The sequence below is a fragment of the Caulobacter sp. 1776 genome (genome assembly GCF_040545685.1).
Taxonomy (GTDB): Bacteria; Pseudomonadota; Alphaproteobacteria; order Caulobacterales; family Caulobacteraceae; genus Caulobacter.
In genome coordinates, this window is record NZ_JBEPMI010000002.1 from 283,422 (window position 1) to 302,340 (window position 18,919).

At 67.4% G+C, this 18,919-nt stretch carries 19 protein-coding genes; 8 read left to right on the forward strand and 11 right to left on the reverse strand.

The genetic code is table 11. The features are described from left to right. Positions 1–96 precede the first annotated feature (96 nt). Complete coding sequence (locus ABIC66_RS06760; RefSeq protein WP_354068796.1) at positions 97–438, forward strand: UrcA family protein; 342 nt, start codon at positions 97–99, stop codon at positions 436–438. Here ABIC66_RS06760 and ABIC66_RS06765 read toward each other — a convergent pair. Genes ABIC66_RS06765 through ABIC66_RS06775 form a run of 3 tightly spaced genes read right to left on the reverse strand, consistent with a single transcriptional unit; the run spans position 435 to position 2,517 of the window. Next, complete coding sequence (locus tag ABIC66_RS06765; RefSeq protein WP_354068797.1) at positions 435–881, reverse strand: NUDIX domain-containing protein; 447 nt, start codon at positions 879–881, stop codon at positions 435–437. The two genes, ABIC66_RS06760 and ABIC66_RS06765, sit on opposite strands and share 4 nt — an antisense overlap. Positions 882–883: 2 nt before the next feature. Beyond that, positions 884–1,912: a phospholipase C/P1 nuclease family protein gene (locus ABIC66_RS06770; RefSeq protein ID WP_354068799.1), complete on the reverse strand. Its 1,029-nt coding sequence runs from the start codon at positions 1,910–1,912 to the stop codon at positions 884–886. Positions 1,913–1,929: 17 nt separating this feature from the next. Then, entirely contained in the window at positions 1,930–2,517 is a 588-nt protein-coding gene (locus ABIC66_RS06775; protein WP_354068801.1) for a glutathione S-transferase family protein, read from the reverse strand. Between the two features lie 202 nt (positions 2,518–2,719). On the opposite strand from ABIC66_RS06775, the gene ABIC66_RS06780 reads away from it, so the two are divergent. Together ABIC66_RS06780 and ABIC66_RS06785 are read left to right on the forward strand one after the other, a co-directional pair. After that, positions 2,720–3,235: a 3D domain-containing protein gene (locus ABIC66_RS06780; protein WP_354068803.1), complete on the forward strand. Its 516-nt coding sequence runs from the start codon at positions 2,720–2,722 to the stop codon at positions 3,233–3,235. 131 nt (positions 3,236–3,366) lie between these two features. Then, complete coding sequence (locus ABIC66_RS06785) at positions 3,367–5,544, forward strand: penicillin acylase family protein (RefSeq protein WP_354068805.1); 2,178 nt, start codon at positions 3,367–3,369, stop codon at positions 5,542–5,544. Between the two features lie 23 nt (positions 5,545–5,567). Here ABIC66_RS06785 and ABIC66_RS06790 read toward each other — a convergent pair whose 3' ends face one another. After that, a complete protein-coding gene (locus ABIC66_RS06790) occupies positions 5,568–6,203 on the reverse strand; it encodes an outer membrane protein (RefSeq protein ID WP_354068807.1) in 636 nt (211 codons plus the stop codon). 251 nt (positions 6,204–6,454) lie between these two features. Here ABIC66_RS06790 and ABIC66_RS06795 point away from each other — a divergent pair, with 251 nt between their 5' ends. Then, positions 6,455–7,150 (forward strand): response regulator, encoded by a 696-nt coding sequence (locus tag ABIC66_RS06795; RefSeq protein ID WP_354068808.1) that lies wholly within the window; start codon positions 6,455–6,457, stop codon positions 7,148–7,150. Then, complete coding sequence (locus ABIC66_RS06800) at positions 7,147–8,340, forward strand: ATP-binding protein (protein ID WP_354068810.1); 1,194 nt, start codon at positions 7,147–7,149, stop codon at positions 8,338–8,340. Before ABIC66_RS06795 ends, ABIC66_RS06800 begins: the two co-directional genes overlap by 4 nt. On the opposite strand, the gene ABIC66_RS06805 is transcribed toward ABIC66_RS06800, so the two are convergent. Genes ABIC66_RS06805 through cobA form a run of 5 tightly spaced genes read right to left on the reverse strand, consistent with a single transcriptional unit; the run spans position 8,341 to position 12,453 of the window. Beyond that, a complete protein-coding gene (locus tag ABIC66_RS06805) occupies positions 8,341–9,075 on the reverse strand; it encodes a phosphoadenylyl-sulfate reductase (protein ID WP_354068811.1) in 735 nt (244 codons plus the stop codon). Next, positions 9,075–9,581, reverse strand: coding sequence for a DUF934 domain-containing protein (locus ABIC66_RS06810; protein ID WP_354068813.1), 507 nt, complete (start codon positions 9,579–9,581; stop codon positions 9,075–9,077). Before ABIC66_RS06810 ends, ABIC66_RS06805 begins: the two co-directional genes overlap by 1 nt. Then, on the reverse strand, positions 9,565–11,223 hold the full coding sequence (locus ABIC66_RS06815; protein WP_354068815.1) for a nitrite/sulfite reductase: 1,659 nt from the start codon (positions 11,221–11,223) through the stop codon (positions 9,565–9,567). Before ABIC66_RS06815 ends, ABIC66_RS06810 begins: the two co-directional genes overlap by 17 nt. A gap of 10 nt (positions 11,224–11,233) precedes the next feature. Beyond that, positions 11,234–11,599, reverse strand: a complete 366-nt coding sequence (locus ABIC66_RS06820) for a DUF2849 domain-containing protein (protein WP_354068817.1) — start codon at positions 11,597–11,599, stop codon at positions 11,234–11,236. Next, on the reverse strand, positions 11,596–12,453 hold the full coding sequence (cobA, locus tag ABIC66_RS06825; RefSeq protein ID WP_354068819.1) for a uroporphyrinogen-III C-methyltransferase: 858 nt from the start codon (positions 12,451–12,453) through the stop codon (positions 11,596–11,598). Before cobA ends, ABIC66_RS06820 begins: the two co-directional genes overlap by 4 nt. A 232-nt stretch (positions 12,454–12,685) precedes the next feature. Between cobA and gcvA the strand changes: the two genes are divergently transcribed. Both gcvA and ABIC66_RS06835 read left to right on the forward strand, forming a co-directional pair. Further along, the gene (gene gcvA, locus ABIC66_RS06830; protein ID WP_354068820.1) at positions 12,686–13,642 is read left to right on the forward strand and encodes a transcriptional regulator GcvA; all 957 of its coding nucleotides are present in this window, start codon (positions 12,686–12,688) and stop codon (positions 13,640–13,642) included. A gap of 48 nt (positions 13,643–13,690) precedes the next feature. Then, complete coding sequence (locus ABIC66_RS06835) at positions 13,691–14,023, forward strand: chorismate mutase (RefSeq protein ID WP_354068821.1); 333 nt, start codon at positions 13,691–13,693, stop codon at positions 14,021–14,023. A 114-nt stretch (positions 14,024–14,137) separates the two neighbouring features. On the opposite strand, the gene ABIC66_RS06840 is transcribed toward ABIC66_RS06835, so the two are convergent. Then, the gene (locus tag ABIC66_RS06840) at positions 14,138–14,965 is read right to left on the reverse strand and encodes a TIGR00266 family protein (RefSeq protein ID WP_354068823.1); all 828 of its coding nucleotides are present in this window, start codon (positions 14,963–14,965) and stop codon (positions 14,138–14,140) included. Between the two features lie 404 nt (positions 14,966–15,369). On the opposite strand from ABIC66_RS06840, the gene ABIC66_RS06845 reads away from it, so the two are divergent. Then, the gene (locus ABIC66_RS06845; RefSeq protein WP_354068825.1) at positions 15,370–18,471 is read left to right on the forward strand and encodes a TonB-dependent receptor; all 3,102 of its coding nucleotides are present in this window, start codon (positions 15,370–15,372) and stop codon (positions 18,469–18,471) included. Between the two features lie 99 nt (positions 18,472–18,570). Here the strand turns inward: ABIC66_RS06845 and ABIC66_RS06850 are convergent, their stop codons facing one another. After that, the gene (locus ABIC66_RS06850) at positions 18,571–18,909 is read right to left on the reverse strand and encodes an Hpt domain-containing protein (RefSeq protein ID WP_354068827.1); all 339 of its coding nucleotides are present in this window, start codon (positions 18,907–18,909) and stop codon (positions 18,571–18,573) included. Positions 18,910–18,919 lie beyond the last annotated feature (10 nt).

The following is an 18,919-nucleotide window of genomic DNA, read 5'->3' on the forward strand; positions in this document are numbered from 1 at the left end:
ATGACGCCATCGTAACGGGTGTTCGGCGAGCGCGAAGACTACACCCTCCCTCAACGGATCGCCGCGGGCGACCAACCAGAGAGGGACCTTCAGACCATGAGCAAGCTCGTCAACCGTATCGCCGCCATCGCCACCCTGGTGCTGGCCGCCACGCCGATCATCGGCCTGAGCGCCGCCCACGCCGCCGAACCGGCTCAGCCGGTCGCCCGCATCAAGGTTGGCGACCTGCGCCTCTCCGAACCGACCGACGCCCGCGAGTTCGCCCGCCGCGTCAACATCGCCGCCAACCGCGCCTGCGAGGCCAAGGGCCTGCGTGGCCTGTCGGTGAAGGCTTGCCTGATGGACTTCAACGAAGACCTGAAGGACGCCCTGACCGAGCGCCAGGTCGAGGACCTGAAGATCGCCCAGCGCGCGGGCGTCGAGCTGACCTTGAACTAACCGCGACGCATCCACGCCGCGACGGCCCAGGCATGGGCGTCATGGCGGAGGGCGACCACCGCGTCGCGCGGGTCCAGCCAGACCAGCGTATGGTCGTCTTCCACCTTCAGGGCGGGCTTCTCGCCGGTCACCTTGACCGTGTAGATCCCGCCGAAGTTCCGCACGGGCTGGCCGTCGGACTTCAGGAACAGCTGGGACACCGTATCGATCAGAAGACCGGCCTCGACCACGAGGCCGGTCTCTTCGCCGAATTCGCGGACCACCGCTTCCTGTTCGGTCTCGTCACCGTCCACCGCCCCGCCGGGCAGGTCGAAGTACGGCGCCTTGCCGGGCTTGGTCACCTGGGCCAGGGCGATCTGGCCCAGAGCGTTCTCGGCGACGCCGAACGCGGCGGGACGATCCAGATAGTTGAGCCCCGCGACCGGCGCGCCGAAAGCCAGCATCCTCAATCCTTGCCGTACAGGTCGAGCCACGGATCGGCCTTGCCGGACTCGACATCCGCCACGCTGATCTCGGGACGATAGCCGATCGTGCCCTTGGCGCTGGCGCTCCAGGCGTCGGTGACCAGATCGCGCAGCGCCGCGGCGCCAGCCGCGATGCGAGCCTGGACGAAGGTCTTGGCGCGTGGGTCGGTCTCGACCATGCCGCCGGCCTTCTCCAGCTGATACAGCGGCTCGGTCTGCTTCCAAGTTTCGGTCAGGTAGCCGACGACGCGTGTCTCGATCGAGCATTCGCAGGCCTGGTAGGCCGGCACCAGCGCCTTGATCGACGTCTCGTCGCCCAGCGCCTTGGCCAGCGGGCCCTCGAACTGGAAATGGATCGAGCGCGAATTGGTGTAGCCGTTGGGGTTCGGATAGTCGCCCCAGCCATTGTAATGCACCGACAGGTGCAGCGGCTGGCTGCCGTCGCCGACATAGTGGGCCCAGACACCCAGGTCGCGCACCAGCAGCTCCTGACGACGCTTCAAATCGGCCTTGTAATAGGCCAGCCGGGTCGGATCCTTCTCGATCTTCAGCGCCGCGGTCAGGATCCGCCAGTAGGTGAAATCCTTCACCAGCTGCTGGTAGCCGTCGATGATCGCGTACGGCAGATAGCCGGCCTTCCAGCTGTCGACGCCGGCGGCCTGCAGCGCCTTTTCATAGTCTGCGCGGGTCGGCGGCAGGGTCGCCACCGTGAAGGCCGGGCCGCCGAACATCTTTCCCTGGTCGTCGACGTCAAGGAAGTGGGCGGCGTCGCGGTCGGTGTCGTGGATCTTGCCCGAACCCTTCCAGCGGTCCGGCTCGCGGGCGTACTCGCCGATCGCGGCGATGGCCTCGGGCGTGCGCAGGAAGGCGGGCAGGTCGGACGACAGGCTGGCGGCGCCGACGACGCCGACGACGCGGTGGCCCGACGAGCCCCAGGCGAAGGCCGAGGCGGCCGGCGCCGAGAGAGCCGCGGCGAGGACGAGGACGTTCAGGCTGGACGACAGACGCAAGGAAGAGCTCCGAAGGATCAGATAATGCCGAGCGCGGTCTCGATCCGCTCCACCCAGGCCTTCACGGCCGGATACAGCGAAAGGTCGAACCCGCCCTCGTGCGCCACGCGGGTGTAGGCCACCAGGGCGATGTCCGCCAGGGTGAGCCGCTCGCCGACCAGAAAGGGCGTTTGTTTCAGCTGTGTTTCCAGGCGCGCCAGGGCCTGGTCGCCGCGCTCGATCAGCCGCGTCTCCAGGCTTTCGCGGGCCTTGCCCAGATAGGCGACCTGGAAGCGGACCACGGCGACATAGGGCTCGTGGCTATATTGCTCCCAGAACAGCCACTCGAACATCTTGGCCCGGTCATAGGCGTCCGTCGGGATCAGCGCCGAGCCCTCGGCCAGGTGCAGCATGATGGCGTTGGACTGCGACAGCGGCCGGCCGTCCTCCAGGATGACCAGCGGAACCTGTCCCGCCGGGTTCAGGGCCAGGAACTCCGGCGTGCGCGTCTCGGCCGTCAGAACGCTGGTCTCGATCCATTCGAACGGCAGATGCAGCCGCTCGGCGGTCCACTTCACCTTGAGGCAATTGCCCGAGATCGAGTCGCCGTAGATACGGAGCGTCATGGCGAGTTCCTCCTGTGAAGCTGACTGAAACAAAAAAAGTGAGTCCACCAAGGCCAAGTTTCAAGCCCCTGAATCCATGCCGCTTTTTCGCTCATTGAGCGAGCCGGGCCGGAGATGGGACGACTCCCAGGGTTGTCACAGGGCCGTGATCCGAATATTCAGACCGCCGCCCGACAGACACGCCGATAAGAGGTCCCCCTCGATGCGACGCAAGCTCGCCGGAATTTTGGCCACCGCGGTCATCTCCGCATTCGCCCTTCCCGCTCTCGCCCATGCCGCCGATACCGAGTCCGCCTCGACGCAGCGTGTCGACCCGCTGGGCGACCTGATCACCTCGGCCCTGAGCGGCGGCGCCCTGCCCGGCTCGGTCGAGTGGAAGATGAAAGCGACGATGTACCACGCTGGCGCCAAGGGCATCCGCGCGTTCGACTCGCTGGGCTGCAAGGTCGCGGCCATGCGGACCGTCGCGGTCGATCCCAAGGTGATCCCGCGCCGCACCGTGATCTTCATCAAGGAAACCGTCGGCCTGCCGATGCCCGACGGCGGCACGCACGACGGCTACTGGTACGCCTCCGACATCGGCGGCGCGATCAAGGGCCTGAAGCTGGACCTGTTCAGCGGTTTCGGCGCCGGCTCGATGCGAGCCTTGGGCGGCGTCGACCTCTCCAGCCTGTCGGTCATTAAGGTCGGCGAGTTCAAGGGCTGCCCGCCGCAATAGGCGCGACCTCCGCACGAAATCCGCGCGCCTCGTCGAGGCGGGGAATGAAGTCGCCCTTCGCGCGCGACGCGGACTAGAATTGATCCCCGAACTCGGCTTGGATCCCCGCCTTGGCGGTGTTGGGGATGATCATGCGTCGTAGTCTTTCGATCAGCGTCTTGGCGCTCGTCGCCGTGCTGGCCGCCGCGCCCGCCCGAGCCGATGACCTCGCCGCCCTCAAGGCCCGCGCCGCCAAGGTCCAGATCACGCGCGACGACTGGGGCATCGCCCACATTCACGGAAAAACCGACGCCGACGCGGTGTTCGGCATGGCCTACGCCCAGGCCGAGGACGACTTCAACCGGGTCGAGACCAACTTCATGACCTCGCTGGGCTGCACGGCCCAGGCCGAGGGCGAGAAGGCGATCTGGGCCGACCTGCGCCAGAAACTGTTCATCGATCCGGTCGTGCTGAAGGCCGACTACGCCAGAAGCCCGGCCTGGCTGAAGGCGCTGATGAACGGCTGGGCCGACGGGCTGAACTTCTATCTGGCCACCCATCCCGACGTGAAGCCGAAGGTCATCACCCGGTTCGAGCCCTGGATGGCGCTCAGCTTCTCGGAGGGCAGCATCGGCGGCGACATCGAGCGCGTGGCCCTGACCCAGCTGGAGGCCTTCTATGGTCAACGGCAATTGGCCATGACCGCCGACGAGAAGGGCCTGCTGTTCAAGGAGCCCAAGGGGTCGAACGGCTTCGTCATCGCGCCGAAGAATACGCTGGAGGGCCACGCCCTGCTGCTGATCAACCCCCACACCAGCTTCTTCTTCCGCTCGGAGATGCAGGTGGCCAGCGATGCGGGCCTGAACGCCTACGGGGCCACGACCTGGGGCCAGTTCTTCATCTACCAGGGCTTCAACGCCAAGGCCGGCTGGATGCACACCTCCAGCGGCGTCGACGTGGTCGACGAGTTCGCCGAGACCATCGTCGAGAAGGACGGCCAGCGCTTCTACAAGTATGGCAAGGCGCTGCGCCCGCTGAAGAGCGAGGTGATCGCCGTTCCCTACCGCGCCGCCGATGGGACGATGGCGACAAAGCGCTTCACCGTCTTCAAAAGCCACCACGGCCCGATCGTGCGCGAGGAGGGCGGCAAGTGGATCAGCATCGCCCTGATGAACAAGCCGATGGCGGCCCTTGAGCAGTCGTTCCTGCGCACCAAGGCCACCGACTACGCGTCGTTCATGAAAGTGGCCGAGCTGAAGGCCAATTCGTCGAACAACACGCTTTTCGCCGACAGCAAGGGCGAGATCGCCTATCTGCACCCGCAGTTCATCCCGATCCGCGACGACCGCTTCGACTACACCAAGCCAGTCGACGGTTCGGACCCGGCCACCGACTGGAAGGGCCTGCACGCCTTGAAGGACGCGCCGCACGTGCTGAACCCGCCGAACGGCTGGGCCTTCAACACCAACAACTGGCCTTACACGGCCGCTGGCCCCTACAGTCCGAAGAAGGCCGACTATCCGAAATATATGGACAGCGCCGGCGAGAACCCGCGCGGCGTCCACGCCGACCTCGTCCTGAAGGACGCCAAGAACCTCACCCTGGGCGGCCTGATCGACAAGGCCTACGACCCGTACCTGACGGCCTTCGCGCGGCTGGTCCCGACCTTGGTCGCCGCCTATGACACGACACCCGACGGCGATCCGGTCAAGGCCAAGACAGCCGATCAGGTCGCCGCCCTGAAGGCTTGGGACAAGCGCTGGTCGGCCCAGTCGACCGAGACCTCGCTGGCCGTGTTCTGGGGCGAGGCGATGTGGGCCAAGGCCGCGCCGGCCGCCAAGGCCCAGGGGCTTAATCCCTACGACTACATGGCCGACAAGCTGACCGCCGCCGAGAAGCTCTCGGCCCTGGCCGAGGCCTCGGATCGCCTGACGGCCGACTTCGGATCGTGGAAGACCCCCTGGGGCCAGATCAATCGCTTCCAGCGCAACGACGGTTCGATCGTCCAGACCTTCGACGACGCCAAGCCCAGCATCCCCGTGCCGTTCACCTCGGCCCAGTGGGGCTCGCTGGCCTCGTTCGGGGCCAAGCGCTGGCCCGGAACCAAGAAATACTATGGCACCCTGGGCAACAGCTTCGTGGCGGTCGTTCAGTTCGGCGACAAGGTCCGGGCCCGCGCCGTCTCGGCCGGCGGCGAAAGCGGCGATCCCGCCTCCCCGCACTTCAACGATCAGGCCCTGCGCTACAGCCGAGGCAATCTGCGCGACGTCTATTTCTACCCGGAAGACGTCCAGAAGCACGCCGTGAAGACCTACCGCCCGGGAGATTGACCCGGGCGGCGTGGCCGGCGGTCCTAGAAGCGAATGACCGCGCCCAGGTTCACGCGGGTCTCCTTGCCGTCGAGGTTCAGCTTCTCGCCGCCCGCGAAAGTGGCGCTCTTGTCGTCGTATTTCACACGCAACACCTCACCACGCAGCGAGAGGTTGCCGCTCAGCTGCTGTTCGTAGCCGACGCCGTAGACCAGGCCCTTCTCGGTCACCTTCTTCTTGGAGCCGATGATCGAGGCCTCGACCTTGCGACGCTCCAGGCCGACCTTGCCGTACAGCAGACCGCCCTCGGTGACGACAAAGCCCGCGCGGGCGGCCGCGCCGTAGCGCAGGCCTGGATCGACCGTGACCCGCTGGCCGGCCAGGCTGCGCGAGACCTTGCCGCCGCCGGCGCCCAGCGACGCTTCGCCGCCCAGATAGAGGCTCTCGCCGACCACCGCGCCGTAGCCGACGAAGCCGCTGTAGTCGAAGCCGGTCTTGTTGGCCGAACCAGCGGCCGCGGCGCCCGTCTTGGGCGTGAAGTCCAGCTTGGTCTTGGGCTTGGCGTAGCCGACCTCGGCCCCGGCGTAGAGGCCGCTCAACGCGTCGGCGTCTTGAGCCATGGCGGGGGCGGCGACGGCGGCGCTCAGCAGGGCCGTGGCGATCATCGTGATTTTCAGCATCGGAGAAGGCTCCATCGTTGTTGACGAGGCCGGCGTGGGGGCCGGCGGGACGTGGAGCCTTGATGGCGACGGGCGATGGAGGGTTTGCGCGCGAAGTGTGGAGGTCGCGTGGGGGCGACCTTAAGAGTAATTCATTTGCCAGAACGCCGATCCGCGGGCCTTGCATCAAGCTCGCGAGGTTTGCGCCGAACCTCGACGAACCCTCGACAGTCCCGCGCCACGATCCGCCGCTCACCTTCAGGACCCCGAAGATGGAAAACGCGCTGATCTGCGTGGTCGAGGACGATCCCGACATCGCCCGCATCCTGCAGACCTATCTGGAGCGCGAACGCCTGCGCGTGGTCTGCGCCGCCGACGGCGAGACGGCGCTGCAGCAGCACCGCAGCCTCAATCCCGACCTGTTGCTGCTGGACGTCAACATTCCCAAGAAGGACGGCTACGCGGTGCTGGCCGAGGTGCGGCGACGCGGCGACACGCCGGTGATCTTCGCCACCGCCATGGCCGAGGATATCGACCGCCTAACCGGCCTACGGATGGGCGCCGACGACTATGTCGTGAAGCCCTTCAATCCGGCCGAGGTGGTGGCGCGGGTCAAGGCGGTGCTGCGACGGACCCGCGGCGGCGGCGGGGCCGGCCTTTTGCGCCACGGCCCGATCGAGGCCGATCTCTCCGCCCACGTGGCTCGCGTGGTCGATCCCGACGCCGGCGCGACGACCTTGAATCTGACGCTCAGCGAGTTCCGCATCCTGGTCCGGTTCCTCAACGCCCCCATGCGGGTGCTGAGCCGGGCCGAGATCCTCGACGCCTGTCTGCCCGACAGCGACGCGCTGGAGCGCACCGTCGATAGCCACGTCAGCAACCTGCGGCGCAAGCTGGAGGCCGCGGGGGCCGTGGGCTTCGTCGTCAATGTGCGCGGCGTCGGCTATCGCCTGGTCGGCGCGGCGTGAAGACCCCGCCAACCCTCGCTCGCCGCCTGGGCGTGGCCATCGCTTGGATGCTGGTCTGCGCGGTCCTGTTCATCGCCACGGCCTCGGCCGGGATCGACAGGCTGATCAATCTGGAGATCAAGAGCCGTATTCCTCCCCGCCTGGTCCACGCCATCGAGCAGTTGGACCGCAACGAGGTCCCTTCCCACGCGGATATGCTGGCCCTGCTCAAGACCATGTCGGCCGAGCAGACCCGCGCGGTCGTGCTGAGCTATGCCGGCGTCGCGGTCTTGTCGGTGCTGGTCATCGTCGTCTGCGTCTGGCTGTCCGGTCGGATCGCCAGTCGCTTCGCCGCGCCGATCAACGCCGTCGCCGAAGGGGCCAAGAAGATCGGCGCCGGCGACTTCAGCCACCGCATTGTCGCGCCGCCAAAGCTGACCCTAGAATTGCAGAGCCTAGTCGACGGCTTCAACACCCAGGCCGAGGCGCTGGAGAGCTCTGAGCGGCGAATGCGGTTCCAGTCCGCCGCGATCGCCCACGAGTTGCGCACGCCCCTAACCGTGCTGAACGGCTATATCCAGGGCGCGCTGGACGGCGTCTTTCCGCGCGACGATGCGCAGATGCGCGCCCTGCTGACTCAGGTGAACGACCTGTCGCGGATCATCGACGACCTGCGCACGGTCAGTCTGGGCTCGACCGGCGCCCTGGCCTTGGAAGTCGCCGACTGCGACCTGGCCGAGGAGACGCTGTCGGTGCTCCACGCCCTGGCCCCGCAGTTCGCCGCGGCGCAGATGGCGGTCGAGACGGATCTTCAGCCCGCCCTGGTCCGCGCCGATCCGGCCCGCGTGCGGCAGATGCTACGGGCGGTGCTGGAGAACGCCCGCCGCTACGCCGCCGAGGGCCGGCGCCTATCGGTCCGCACCTTCACGCAGGACGGCGAGTGCGTGCTGCAGGCGGCCGATCGCGGCCCCGGCTTCCCGGCGGACCATCGCGCCTTCGAGGGTTTCTGGCGCGCGGACCTCTCCCGCACCCGGGCGACCGGTGGTTCGGGCCTAGGCTTGGCCGTGGTCAAGGCGCTGGCCGACGCGCACGGCGGCGAGGTCACAATCCGCAATCGGCGCCATGGCGGCGCGGTCGTGGAACTGCGGTTCCTGGCCCGCGAGGAGGCCGAGCGCCTGGCCCTGCCCCGCTCGACGCGCCTGCCGGCTTAGCTAGATGTCGCCGCCGACGTTCGGCGCGACGCCGGGCGCGCGGGCGACGTGGATGCCGCACTCGGTCTTCTCCAGGCCGGCCCAGCGGCCCGAGCGGCCGTCCTCGGACGGCTTGGTGCACGGCCAGCAGCCGATCGAGGCGTAGCCCTGGGCCACCAGCGGGTGAGCCGGCAGCTTGTGCTCGGCCACATAGGCGTCCAGCTCGGCCTTGGCCCAATTGGCCAGCGGGTTGAACTTGATCTTGCCGTCAGCCTCCTCGACCACCGGCAGGCTCAGGCGATCGCCGCCATGGAAACGCTTGCGGCCGGTGATCCAGCCGTCGAAGCCGCCCAGGGCGCGGTCCAGCGGCAGGACCTTGCGGATGTTGCAGCAGGCGTCGACGCTGCTGCGCCACAGGTCCGAGTTCGGGTCCTGGGTCGCCAGGTCCGTGAAGGCCGGGCGCAGGTCGCGCACGTCGGTCAGGCCGAACTGGGCCGCGAGGTTCTTGCGATAGTCCAGGGTCTGGCCGAACAGCATGCCGGTGTCCAGGAACAGCACCGGAATGCCGGGCGACACCTGTGAGGCCAGGTGCAGCAGCACGGCCGACTCCGCCCCGAACGACGAGACCAGCGCCAGCCGATCGCCGAAGTGATCGTAGGCGGCGCGCAGGATGGTCAGCGGATGGGCGTCGCGCAACTCGGCGTCTAGCCGGGCCGCGAGGCCGGAAGCGCTCGTGGCGGTCTGGTCATAGGCCATCAGCGAGCCCTTTCCTCGAACGCGACTTCACGCCCATCGGCGGCGCGCTGATAGACGTGGCGGAAGCGGCCAGCGGCCTTGGTCCAGGCCTCGGGCGTGGCGCCGTCGGCGGCCTCGAACGCGTCGAAGCCGCAGCGGACCATGAAGCCGGCCTGCTCTTGCAGCACGTCGCCCACGGCGCGCACCTGGCCCTGATAGCCGAACCGCTCGCGCAGCAGGCGGGCCGAGGTGTAGGCGCGGCCATCGCGGTACTTCGGAAAGGCCAGGGCCACCACCGCGATACGCGGCAGGTCATAGGCCAGGACCTCGACCTCTTGATCGGACTCGATCCTCACCCCGACCCGGCGGCTGTTCGACGACAGCAGGGCGTCGCCCTCGGTCTCGAAGCGGGCCAGGGTCAGGATCACGTCGCCCGTTTCCGGAATGGCGTCCTCGTCGGTGATGTGGACGAAGGCGTCGTCGGCCCAGCGGGCCTGACCGTCCGCCAGCTCAATCAGCCTGGGCATAGACAGCCTCCTTGAAGGGCTCGAGGCCGACGCGGCGATAGGTATCGAGGAAGCGCTCGCCGTCGGCGCGGACGTCGAGATAGGCGCCGACCAACTGCTCGACGGCCGTGGCCACCTTGTCGGCCGGCAGGGCTGGGCCCAGGATCTTACCGATCGAGGCGTCCTCGGCGCCGGAGCCGCCCAGCGACAGCTGGTAGAACTCCTCGCCCTTCTTATCGACGCCCAGGACGCCGATGTGGGCCACGTGGTGGTGGCCGCAGGCGTTGATGCAGCCGCTGATCTTGATCTTCAGCTCGCCGACCTCTTCGGCGCGATCGGGATCGGCGAACTGGCGGGCGATGTCCTGAGCGATCGGGATGGCGCGGGCATTGGCCAGGGCGCAGTAGTCCAGGCCCGGGCAGGCGATGATGTCGCTGATCAGGTCGATGTTCGGCGTAGCCAGGCCGTTGGCCTGCAGGGTGGCGAACACGGTCGGCAGGTCGTCCAGCTTCACGTGCGGCAGGACGAGGTTCTGGGCGTGGGTGACGCGCAGGTCGCTGAAGCTGTAGCGCTCGGCCAGGTCGGCGACGACGTCCAGCTGGTCGGCAGAGGCGTCGCCCGGGGTCTGCTCCTGGGCCTTCAGCGAGACCTCGACGATCGCGTAGCCCGGCTGCTTGTGGGCGCGGACGTTGTTCCGCACGAAGCGGGCGAAGGCGCTGTCGTTGGCCTTGGCGACCTCGAAGATCTCCGAGCGGGCCGGCAGGGCCTCGAACGGGGTCGTGGCGAACGACGCGCGGATGCGGGCCAGCTCGCCGGCGGGCAGGTCGGCGCGGACGGCGTCGATCTTGCTCCATTCTTCTTCCACCTGGCGCGCGAACTCCTCGGCGCCCAGGGCGGCGACCAGGATCTTGATCCGGGCCTTGTAGATGTTGTCGCGGCGGCCGTGGCGATTGTAGACGCGCAGGATGGCTTCCAGATAGCTGAGCAGCCGATCGGTCGGCAGGAACTGCTTGATGGTCGGGCCGACATAGGGCGTGCGCCCCTGGCCGCCGCCGACGATCACCTCGAAGCCGTGCGCGCCGTCACGACCCTGGCGCAGCAGCAGGCCGATGTCGTGCACCTTGGCCGCCGTGCGGTCCTTGGCCGAGGCGGTGACGGCGATCTTGAACTTGCGCGGCAGAAACGAGAATTCCGGGTGCAGGGTCGACCACTGCCGGATCACTTCGGACCAGACGCGCGGGTCGTCGATCTCCTCGGCCGTGGCGCCGGCATAGGGGTCGGAGGTGGTGTTGCGGATGCAGTTGCCGCTGGTCTGGATGGCGTGCAGGTCCACCTCGGCCAGCTTGTCCAGGATGTCCGGCGCGTCCTTCAGCTTGATCCAGTTGAACTGGATGTTCTGGCGCGTGGTGAAATGGCCGTAGCCCTTGTCGTAGTCGCGCGCGATCTGCGCCAGCCGGCGGGTCTGGGTCGGGTTCAGCGAACCGTACGGAATGGCGATCCGCAGCATGTAGGCGTGCAGCTGCAGATAGAGGCCGTTCATCAGCCGCAGCGGCTTGAACTGGTCCTCGGTCAGCTCGCCCGACAAGCGGCGGCCGACCTGGCCGCGGAACTCGTTCGAGCGGTCGACGAGGAATTCTTTGTCGATGACGTCGTACTGGTACATGGCTTCCGCCCTACTTCCTGCGGATCAGATCGACGCGGCCGGTCGAGCGCGCCGCGCCCGCCGCGTGGCGCAGGGCCTCGACGACGTCGCCGCCCTCGGCCTGCTTGCCGTGGGTGGGTTCGTTGGTGGGGCCCAGGGCCCGGATGCGTTCGCGATAGCTGACGGGGGCCCAGTGGCCTTCCGACGGGGTCAAGTCGATCGGATAGACGTCTACCACCACGGTCGGCTGGCCCTTGCCCGTGGCGACGGCGGCTTCGATCGCGTCAGCCTGGTCTTCGTCGAACAGCTGCGCGTCGCCGAAGCGCTCGACCCATTGGCCGGACTTCCAGAACACGACGTCGCCGTCGAGCAGGCGGTTGGCGGTGATGGCTTTCATGAACGCGCGCTCGCCTCGAACGAAACGGATTGGGAGATTTCGGCGGCGACCGAACCGACGTCGGCCAAGGCCATGGCCTCGCCGACCATCAGCAGCGCCGGGCCAGTCACGCCTTCAGCGGCCTCGGCCAGGCCGGCCAGGGTGGTCTGGATGCGGCGCTCGTCGGCGCGGCTGGCGTTCTCGACGATCAGAGCCGGAGTCGACACCGCGCGACCGGCGGCGGTCAGGCGCTCGGCGATCAGGCCCGCCGTCGAGACGCCCATATAGACGACGACGGTCTGGTTCGGACGCGCCAGAGCGGCCCAGTCCAGGTCAGGCTCGCCGTGCGCGGCGTGGCCGGTAACGAAGGTGACGGCCTGGGCCGCGCCGCGATGGGTCAGGGGCGCGCCAGCGCCGGCGCTGGCGGCCAGGGCGGCGGTGACCCCGGGCACGACGTGACAAACGACGCCGGCCTCCCGACAGGCCAGCAGTTCCTCGCCGCCGCGCCCGAACAGGAACGGGTCGCCGCCCTTCAGGCGAACCACGGTCAGGCCGTCCAGGGCCAGGGCCACGATCAACTGGTTGATGCCGTCCTGCGGCAGGATATGGCGCGATTTGCGCTTGGCGACATTGATCCGCCGCGCCGCCGAGGGCGCCAGGTCGAGGATCTCTTCGGAGACCAGGCCGTCATGCACCACGACGTCGGCCGCCCGCAGGGCGTTGAAGGCTCGGAAGGTCAGCAGGTCCGGATCGCCGGGCCCCGCGCCGACCAGCCACACCGCGCCGGGCGCGCGATCGACGCGCGCGCCGCCGACGGCGACAAGGCCAGGCTTGCCATTGCGGGTCAGGGCGTTTCGGACCGGCGAGCGGGCCATGCTGTTTAGAACCTCTATCAACGCGATCGGAATAGACCGGCGGAACGCAATGCGGGGCGGTCCTTTCGAACCACCCCTGCCATTGGCCTTGAAGAAATAGTGGGGCGGCCTCGCGGCCGCCCCACGGCGTCCACTAACGAAAAGGGCCGATCCGTCAGCGAACGCTTGCAAAGTCGACGCGAAGAGGCCAATTCGCAAACAAGGACTTCTGCCGGGGCGTTCAGTAAAACTCATGGAAAGACCGAACGAGCGCCGCCGCCTGCCGCCCCTGAACGCCCTGCGCGCGTTCGAGGCCGCCGCGCGGCATCTGAACTTCAGCCGCGCCGCCGACGAGCTGTCGGTGACGCCCGGCGCCGTCAGCCAGCAGATCCAGAATCTCGAGGACTATGTCGGCGCGGCCCTGTTCAAGCGCACGCCCAAGGGCCTGCTGCTGACCGACGCGGCCCAGACCGCCCTGCCCGCCCTGCGCGAGGCCTTCGACCGCCTGGCCGAGGCCGCCAGCCTGCTGACCGCCGCCGTCGACGGCCGCCGCCTGACCCTGACCGCCGCACCTTCGTTCGCCGCCAAGTGGCTGGTCCCGCGCCTGGGCAAGTTCGAGCAGGCCCATCCCCAGGTCGACGTCTGGCTGTCGGCCGGCATGGAGGTCGTGGACTTCGCCACGGGCGAGGTCGACATGGCCATCCGCTACGGCTCGGGCCGCTATCCGGGTCTGGAGGTCGTCCGCCTGATGCACGAGTCGGTGGTGCCGGTCGCCAGTCCGAACCTGCTGGCCGACAACGCCCTGGAGCGCCCCGAGGACCTCGCCCACCATATCCTGCTGCACGACGGCTCGCCCGACGCCGACGACAGCTGCCCCGACTGGGCGATGTGGCTGGCCGCGCGCGGTATCAAGGGCGTCGACGGCGCGCGGGGGCCGCGCTTCAACCAGTCCAGCCTGGTCATCGAGGCCGCCGCCAACGGCCGCGGCATCGCCCTGGCCAAGCGCACCCTGGCCCAGGCCGACCTCGACTCGGGGCGCCTGGTCATCCCGTTCGAGGCCTCCACGGCGGTCGACTTCGCCTACTACGTCGTCCACCCCAAGGCCAAGGGTCGCCTGCCCCAGGTCAAGGCGTTCGTGACCTGGCTGAAGGCCGAGGCCGAGGCCCACGAGGCGGCCCTGCGCACCATGGACAACGGCGCGGGCATTTAAGCCTGCCAAGCTCTGGTTTTAGGCCGCGGAACCGGCTTAAAGGGGCCCATGAAAACGACGACTCTCACGGTCGACGAGCGCCTCGCGCCTGCCGACTGCCAGACCATGGCCGATGTGCGACAGGGCGTGGACGCCCTGGACCGGGCCCTGGTCCAGCTCCTGACCGAGCGTCAGGGCTACATGGACGCGGCCGCCCGCATCAAGGCCGACCGCGGCAAGGTGTTCGACCGCGCGCGGATCGAGGATGTGGTGACCAAGGTCAAGGCCGCCGCGCGCGCCTCGGGCCTGTCGGAAGCCATCGCCGAACCGGTCTGGCGCACGCTGATCGACCGCTGCATCGCGTACGAATACGACAGCTGGGACAAGACGAAGGGTCCGTGAAATTGTCATCCCGGCCGTAGCGAAGCGGAGAGCCGGGACCGCCACGAGCTCGGAGCTACCGGCGGTCCCGGCTCTGCGCGCTATGCGCTTGTCCGGGATGACAGCTTTTGCGGATCAGTTCCCGTCGATCAGATTGCCGAACTGCCCGAGGATGCTACCCTCGCCGCGATTGCCGCCCTGGCCTTGGGCGGCCTGAAGCATACGACCGGCCAGGCGCGCGAACGGCAAAGACTGGATCCAGACCTTTCCCGGGCCGCGCAGGCGGGCGAAGAACAGGCCCTCGCCGCCGAACAACACGCTCTTCACGCCGCCGGCCATGACCAGGTCGAAATCAACGCCCGGCGTATAGGCCGCCAGGCAGCCGGTATCGACATGCAGCTCCTCGCCCGGCGCCAGCGTGCGCTCGACCAGGGCGCCGCCCATCTGCACGAACACCCAACCGTCGCCCTCGAGGCGCTGCATGATGAACCCCTCGCCGCCGAACAGGCCGGTCATCATCCGCTTCTGGAAGTGGATGCCGATCGATACGCCGCGGGCGGCGGCCAGGAAGCTGTCCTTCTGGCAGATCAGCGTCCCGCCCAGCTGGCCCAGGTTCAGCGGCAGGATCGATCCGGGCGTCGGCGAGGCGAAGGCCACGCGCGCCTTGCCCTGGCCGGTGTGGGTGAAGACCGTGGTGAACAGGCTCTCGCCGGTGACCAGCCGCTTGCCCGCGCCCAGGAGCTTGCCCATGAAGCCGCCGCCCTGATCGGCCGAGCCGTCGCCGAACACGGTGGTCATCTGGACGCTGGCGTCCTTCCAGACGAAGGCGCCGGCCTCGGCCACCGCGCTCTCGCCCGGATCCAGTTCGATCTCGACGAACTGCAGTTCCTCGCCCTTGATCTCGAAGTCGATGTCGTCGGCGACGCCGGCGCTGCGTTGATGGCTCCAGGGGCTTGGGGGCATGGGATGTCTCCTCGTGACGAGGCCCCGTTGTAACGAAGCCACATCCGCCTCGCCAATTACGCATCCGTAAATTGACTGGCCGATCTGGGCCGAATGGCGGTCAAGTCAGACGCTCAATCTGGTCATACCATTGGTCGGACAAATGGCGGCCGCGACGCGCCTCTATGTCGCACCTCTCGACGCCCGAAGGCAGGGTTTTCCAAAGAGATTCAAGGCATGCTGCCTTTCGCGCATTGGGCGCGCTTCCATTGGCGAGCGGTTAGTCCACATCCTATGGTTTTGGCCTGACCAAGTGGGCGCCACATCTTCGCAAGTGGCATTACCAATTATTGACAACGGCACGAACTGGTCGGATAAGTCTCTCTCAAGGGCGCCAGGTCAGTGCGCCGGGGGAGGCATTTCTCATGATCCATGCTCGCAACACCTTCGCGCTTCGCGCCGCCCTGATGGCGTCGTGCGCGGCCCTGGCGGTCGGCTCGGCCGCCGAAGCGCGCCAAGCCGCGCCCGCGGCGGGGCCGAAGCCCGAGGCCGAAACCGTTGAAGCCGTTGTTGTCACCGGATTCCGTCAGGCCTACGCCAACGCCATCTCGACCAAGCGCGAGACACTGGAAATCTCGGACGGCATCTCGTCGGACGGCCTGGGCCGCTTCCCCGACCTGAACGTCGGCGAAGCCATCCAGCGGATTCCCGGCATCCAGATCAACCGCGAGGCCGACAGCCGCAACGCCACGATCTCGCTGCGCGGCCTGCCCGGCTCGTTCGCGCGCACCACGCTGAACGGCGGCGCCTTCGCCGATCCCATCCTGAACGGCTCGACCCCGCTGGGCGCCTTCAACTCGGACATCTTCACGGCGATCAACGTCATCAAGTCGCCGTCGGCGTCGAACCTGGCCGGCGGCCTGTCGGGCAATATCGACCTGCGCATCAACCCGGCCCTGGCCCGCAAGGACGGCGGCTTCGCCAAGCTGTCCTACGAGTACAACGACCTGGGCAACCTCGGCAGCCCGCTGGCCTCGATCGGCTACAACAAGCACCTCTCCGACGACTTCGCCGTGTTCGGCGTCGTGGCCTGGAAGGACGAGAAGTTCCGCCGCGACTCGATCACGGTGAACTCGTGGGCCAACAAGCTCGGTTCGATCCAGGTCGGCAACCAGGCCACGCCGGGCAACAACCCCACCTATGACGCCCTGATCGCCAAGTATCCGGGCGGCGTCTACTATCCCAGCCAGACCCGCCAGCTGGTGAAGTTCAACCGCGGCACGACCCTGTCATCGGCCGGCGGCTTCGAATGGCGGATCAACGACGAGTGGAAGTTCGGCGCCAACGCCTTCATCACCAAGCGCAAGCTGGATGAGGCGACCAACAACCTGCTCTATATCGACGCGGGCCCGGGCAACAACACCAACACCGCGCTGAGCGCGACCTCGGCCGTCGCGGTGATCAGCGACATCGGTACGCCCTACATCGTCAAGACGCCGAACGGCGATCGCGCCTACATCAACAAGTTCTCGGCCGCGAACATCAACACCTTCGACTCGGTCCGCTCCGAGCCCGCCAAGAACCAGACCTGGGCCATCAACCCGAGCCTGGAATTCAAGAACGACGCGTGGAAGGCGACAGCCGCCCTCACCGTCTCGCGCGCCCAGGCCCAGGCCAATCAGATCGAGCTGGACGTCGTCCAGAACCCCTACCGCAACCTCGGTTCGGCCGGCCTGAACGGCATCACCACCTCGGTGAACCTGGGCGGGACGGACCTGGCGAACTACACGGCGGTCCTGAACACGCCGCACGCCACCCACCTGCCGAATGGCGGCTTCCTGATCCCGGCCACGGCGACCGCCGCGACCCAGGCCGGCGCCCAGATGCCCGGCCAGAGCGCGACCACCGCCGGCGACAAGTTCGGCGTCACCGGCACCAGCGGCAACGCCGACAACGTCCTGGACGCGTTCCAGCTCGACTTCGACCGTTCGCTGGACGCCTCGATCTTTACGAACCTGACGTTCGGCGGCCGCGCCGAGCACAACAAGTTCACCTCGACCGGCTCGCGCAACACCGCGCTGGGGGCCCAGACCCAGAACATCACGCCGGACATGGCCGGTCAGCTCGGCTACGCGAAGGACTTCTTCGGCGGCCAAGCGGCGGGCGCCACGTCAAACTGGATGAACGTCGACATCGACCGGATTCTGAAAGCGATCACGCCGGTCAACACCAACCTACGCACGGCGACCAATCCGAACGGCCTGCCCGACCAGTTCGCGCTGGGCGCGCCCGGGGTGTTCCTGACGCCCTATGGCGTGGTGAACAACTACACGGACGGCAACTACTGGAACAACAACTTCAGCAACCAGAACGACGTCTTCTCGGCGTATCTCGCCGCGAAGTTCAAGACCGAACTGTTCAGCGTTCCGGTCCGTGGCACCGTCGGCACGCGCTACGAATACACCGAGCAGAAGATCGTCGCCCTGAACTGTAAGAACTGCGCCGCCGCGTTGGCGAACGTCGCGGGGCCGATCAACCACTCGCTGACCACCTCGACCCGCAAGAACAACTTCGACTACTGGCTGCCCTCGGCGATCGTGGTCGCCGACCTGCGCGACAACCTGGTCTTCCGCGCCGCCGCTTACCGCACCTACGTCCGTCCGCAACCGCGCGACAACGTGCCGACGACCTTCGTCCAGGTTCCGGTCGACGTGAACCCGCCGACCGATCCGGTCTATACGGTCACGCTCGGCGCCACCGACATCAAGCCGTACACCTCCAACTCGTACGACCTGTCGCTGGAGTGGTACAACCGCCCGGGCGGCCTGATCTCGATCGCGGCCTACCGCAAGGACATCAAGGGCTATATCGGTCCGATCACGGATCAATCGATCCTCTGTCCGGCCAGCGGCAAGATCGACGGCGTGGATGTCGACCTGGGCACGCTCAGCATCGACAATTCGGCCGGCACGCCGCGCTGCGTCAGCTCGAACAAGTTCGTCGGCGCCGGCGGCGTCCTGAAGAACGCCCAGGTCAACATCAGCGGCAAGACCAACCAGTCGCCGATGCAAGTGACCGGCTTCGAGTTCAACATCCAGCAGAACCTCGATTTCCTGCCGGGCTTCTGGAAGAACTTCGGTGGTGCGTTCAACTACTCGTATACGAAGATCGACGGCAAGGACACGGCGGGCAACAAGATCACCCTGCCCAGCGTGTCGAAGAACAACCTGAACGTCATCGGTTACTACGAAGCCAAGTGGGGCGGCGTCCGCCTGGTCTACAACTGGCGTGACAAGTACGACCTGGCCGCCGGCAACTCGTTCGTCGGCGACGCCCGCACCGTCAAGGCGCGCAGCCAGCTGGACGCGTCGGCCTCGTTCAATGTGACCAAGGACCTGACGGTCTCGGTCGACGCCTTCAACCTGACCGACGCGACCCGTTCGGAATACGAGAACGATCCGATGCTGCCGCGCCGTATCGACTACGACGGCCGCACCTATCAGGTCACCATGCGCGCCAAGTTCTAGGGCGCGCTCTAGCAACCTCCTCCTCATGGGGCCGAAGCCTTGCTTCGGTCCCTATTTTTTTGGCTGAAGCTTGGGCCCGCTGATTATGAGTCAGTGGCTCTAGCCCTTCAGCGAGCGCAGCGCCTGTTCGTGGGCGTAGGCGGCGATGTCCATCAGGGCGACGTCCAGAGCCGTCTTGACCGCTTCTAGGCTCTCCTCGCCCGCCTCGCAGCGCTCGCAGACCTCGCCGAGCGCGAAGGCGCCGACTCCCCGCGCCGCGCCCTTGACCGTGTGGACCGCGTCCTTCCAGCCGGGATGGCCGGGATCCAGCATCGGAGTCCACAGCGCGGCCTGTTCGCGAAACAGCGCCAGCACCTCGTCGACGACTCCGGAATCCCCCGCCGCGAACCCTTCCAGGTAAGCGAAATCCACGGCTCCGCTGATATCTCGTCTGGCCATGAAAAAAGCG

Bases quoted from the DNA above. Each gene is read 5' to 3' on its own strand.
- ABIC66_RS06760 (WP_354068796.1), top strand. From the start codon at position 97: ATGAGCAAGCTCGTCAACCGTATCGCCGCCATCGCCACCCTGGTGCTG.
- ABIC66_RS06765 (WP_354068797.1), bottom strand. From the start codon at position 881: ATGCTGGCTTTCGGCGCGCCGGTCGCGGGGCTCAACTATCTGGATCGT.
- ABIC66_RS06775 (WP_354068801.1), bottom strand. From the start codon at position 2,517: ATGACGCTCCGTATCTACGGCGACTCGATCTCGGGCAATTGCCTCAAG.
- ABIC66_RS06780 (WP_354068803.1), top strand. From the start codon at position 2,720: ATGCGACGCAAGCTCGCCGGAATTTTGGCCACCGCGGTCATCTCCGCA.
- ABIC66_RS06785 (WP_354068805.1), top strand. From the start codon at position 3,367: ATGCGTCGTAGTCTTTCGATCAGCGTCTTGGCGCTCGTCGCCGTGCTG.
- ABIC66_RS06790 (WP_354068807.1), bottom strand. From the start codon at position 6,203: ATGCTGAAAATCACGATGATCGCCACGGCCCTGCTGAGCGCCGCCGTC.
- ABIC66_RS06795 (WP_354068808.1), top strand. From the start codon at position 6,455: ATGGAAAACGCGCTGATCTGCGTGGTCGAGGACGATCCCGACATCGCC.
- ABIC66_RS06805 (WP_354068811.1), bottom strand. From the start codon at position 9,075: ATGGCCTATGACCAGACCGCCACGAGCGCTTCCGGCCTCGCGGCCCGG.
- ABIC66_RS06810 (WP_354068813.1), bottom strand. From the start codon at position 9,581: ATGCCCAGGCTGATTGAGCTGGCGGACGGTCAGGCCCGCTGGGCCGAC.
- ABIC66_RS06815 (WP_354068815.1), bottom strand. From the start codon at position 11,223: ATGTACCAGTACGACGTCATCGACAAAGAATTCCTCGTCGACCGCTCG.
- ABIC66_RS06820 (WP_354068817.1), bottom strand. From the start codon at position 11,599: ATGAAAGCCATCACCGCCAACCGCCTGCTCGACGGCGACGTCGTGTTC.
- cobA (WP_354068819.1), bottom strand. From the start codon at position 12,453: ATGGCCCGCTCGCCGGTCCGAAACGCCCTGACCCGCAATGGCAAGCCT.
- gcvA (WP_354068820.1), top strand. From the start codon at position 12,686: ATGGAAAGACCGAACGAGCGCCGCCGCCTGCCGCCCCTGAACGCCCTG.
- ABIC66_RS06835 (WP_354068821.1), top strand. From the start codon at position 13,691: ATGAAAACGACGACTCTCACGGTCGACGAGCGCCTCGCGCCTGCCGAC.
- ABIC66_RS06840 (WP_354068823.1), bottom strand. From the start codon at position 14,965: ATGCCCCCAAGCCCCTGGAGCCATCAACGCAGCGCCGGCGTCGCCGAC.
- ABIC66_RS06845 (WP_354068825.1), top strand. From the start codon at position 15,370: ATGATCCATGCTCGCAACACCTTCGCGCTTCGCGCCGCCCTGATGGCG.
- ABIC66_RS06850 (WP_354068827.1), bottom strand. From the start codon at position 18,909: ATGGCCAGACGAGATATCAGCGGAGCCGTGGATTTCGCTTACCTGGAA.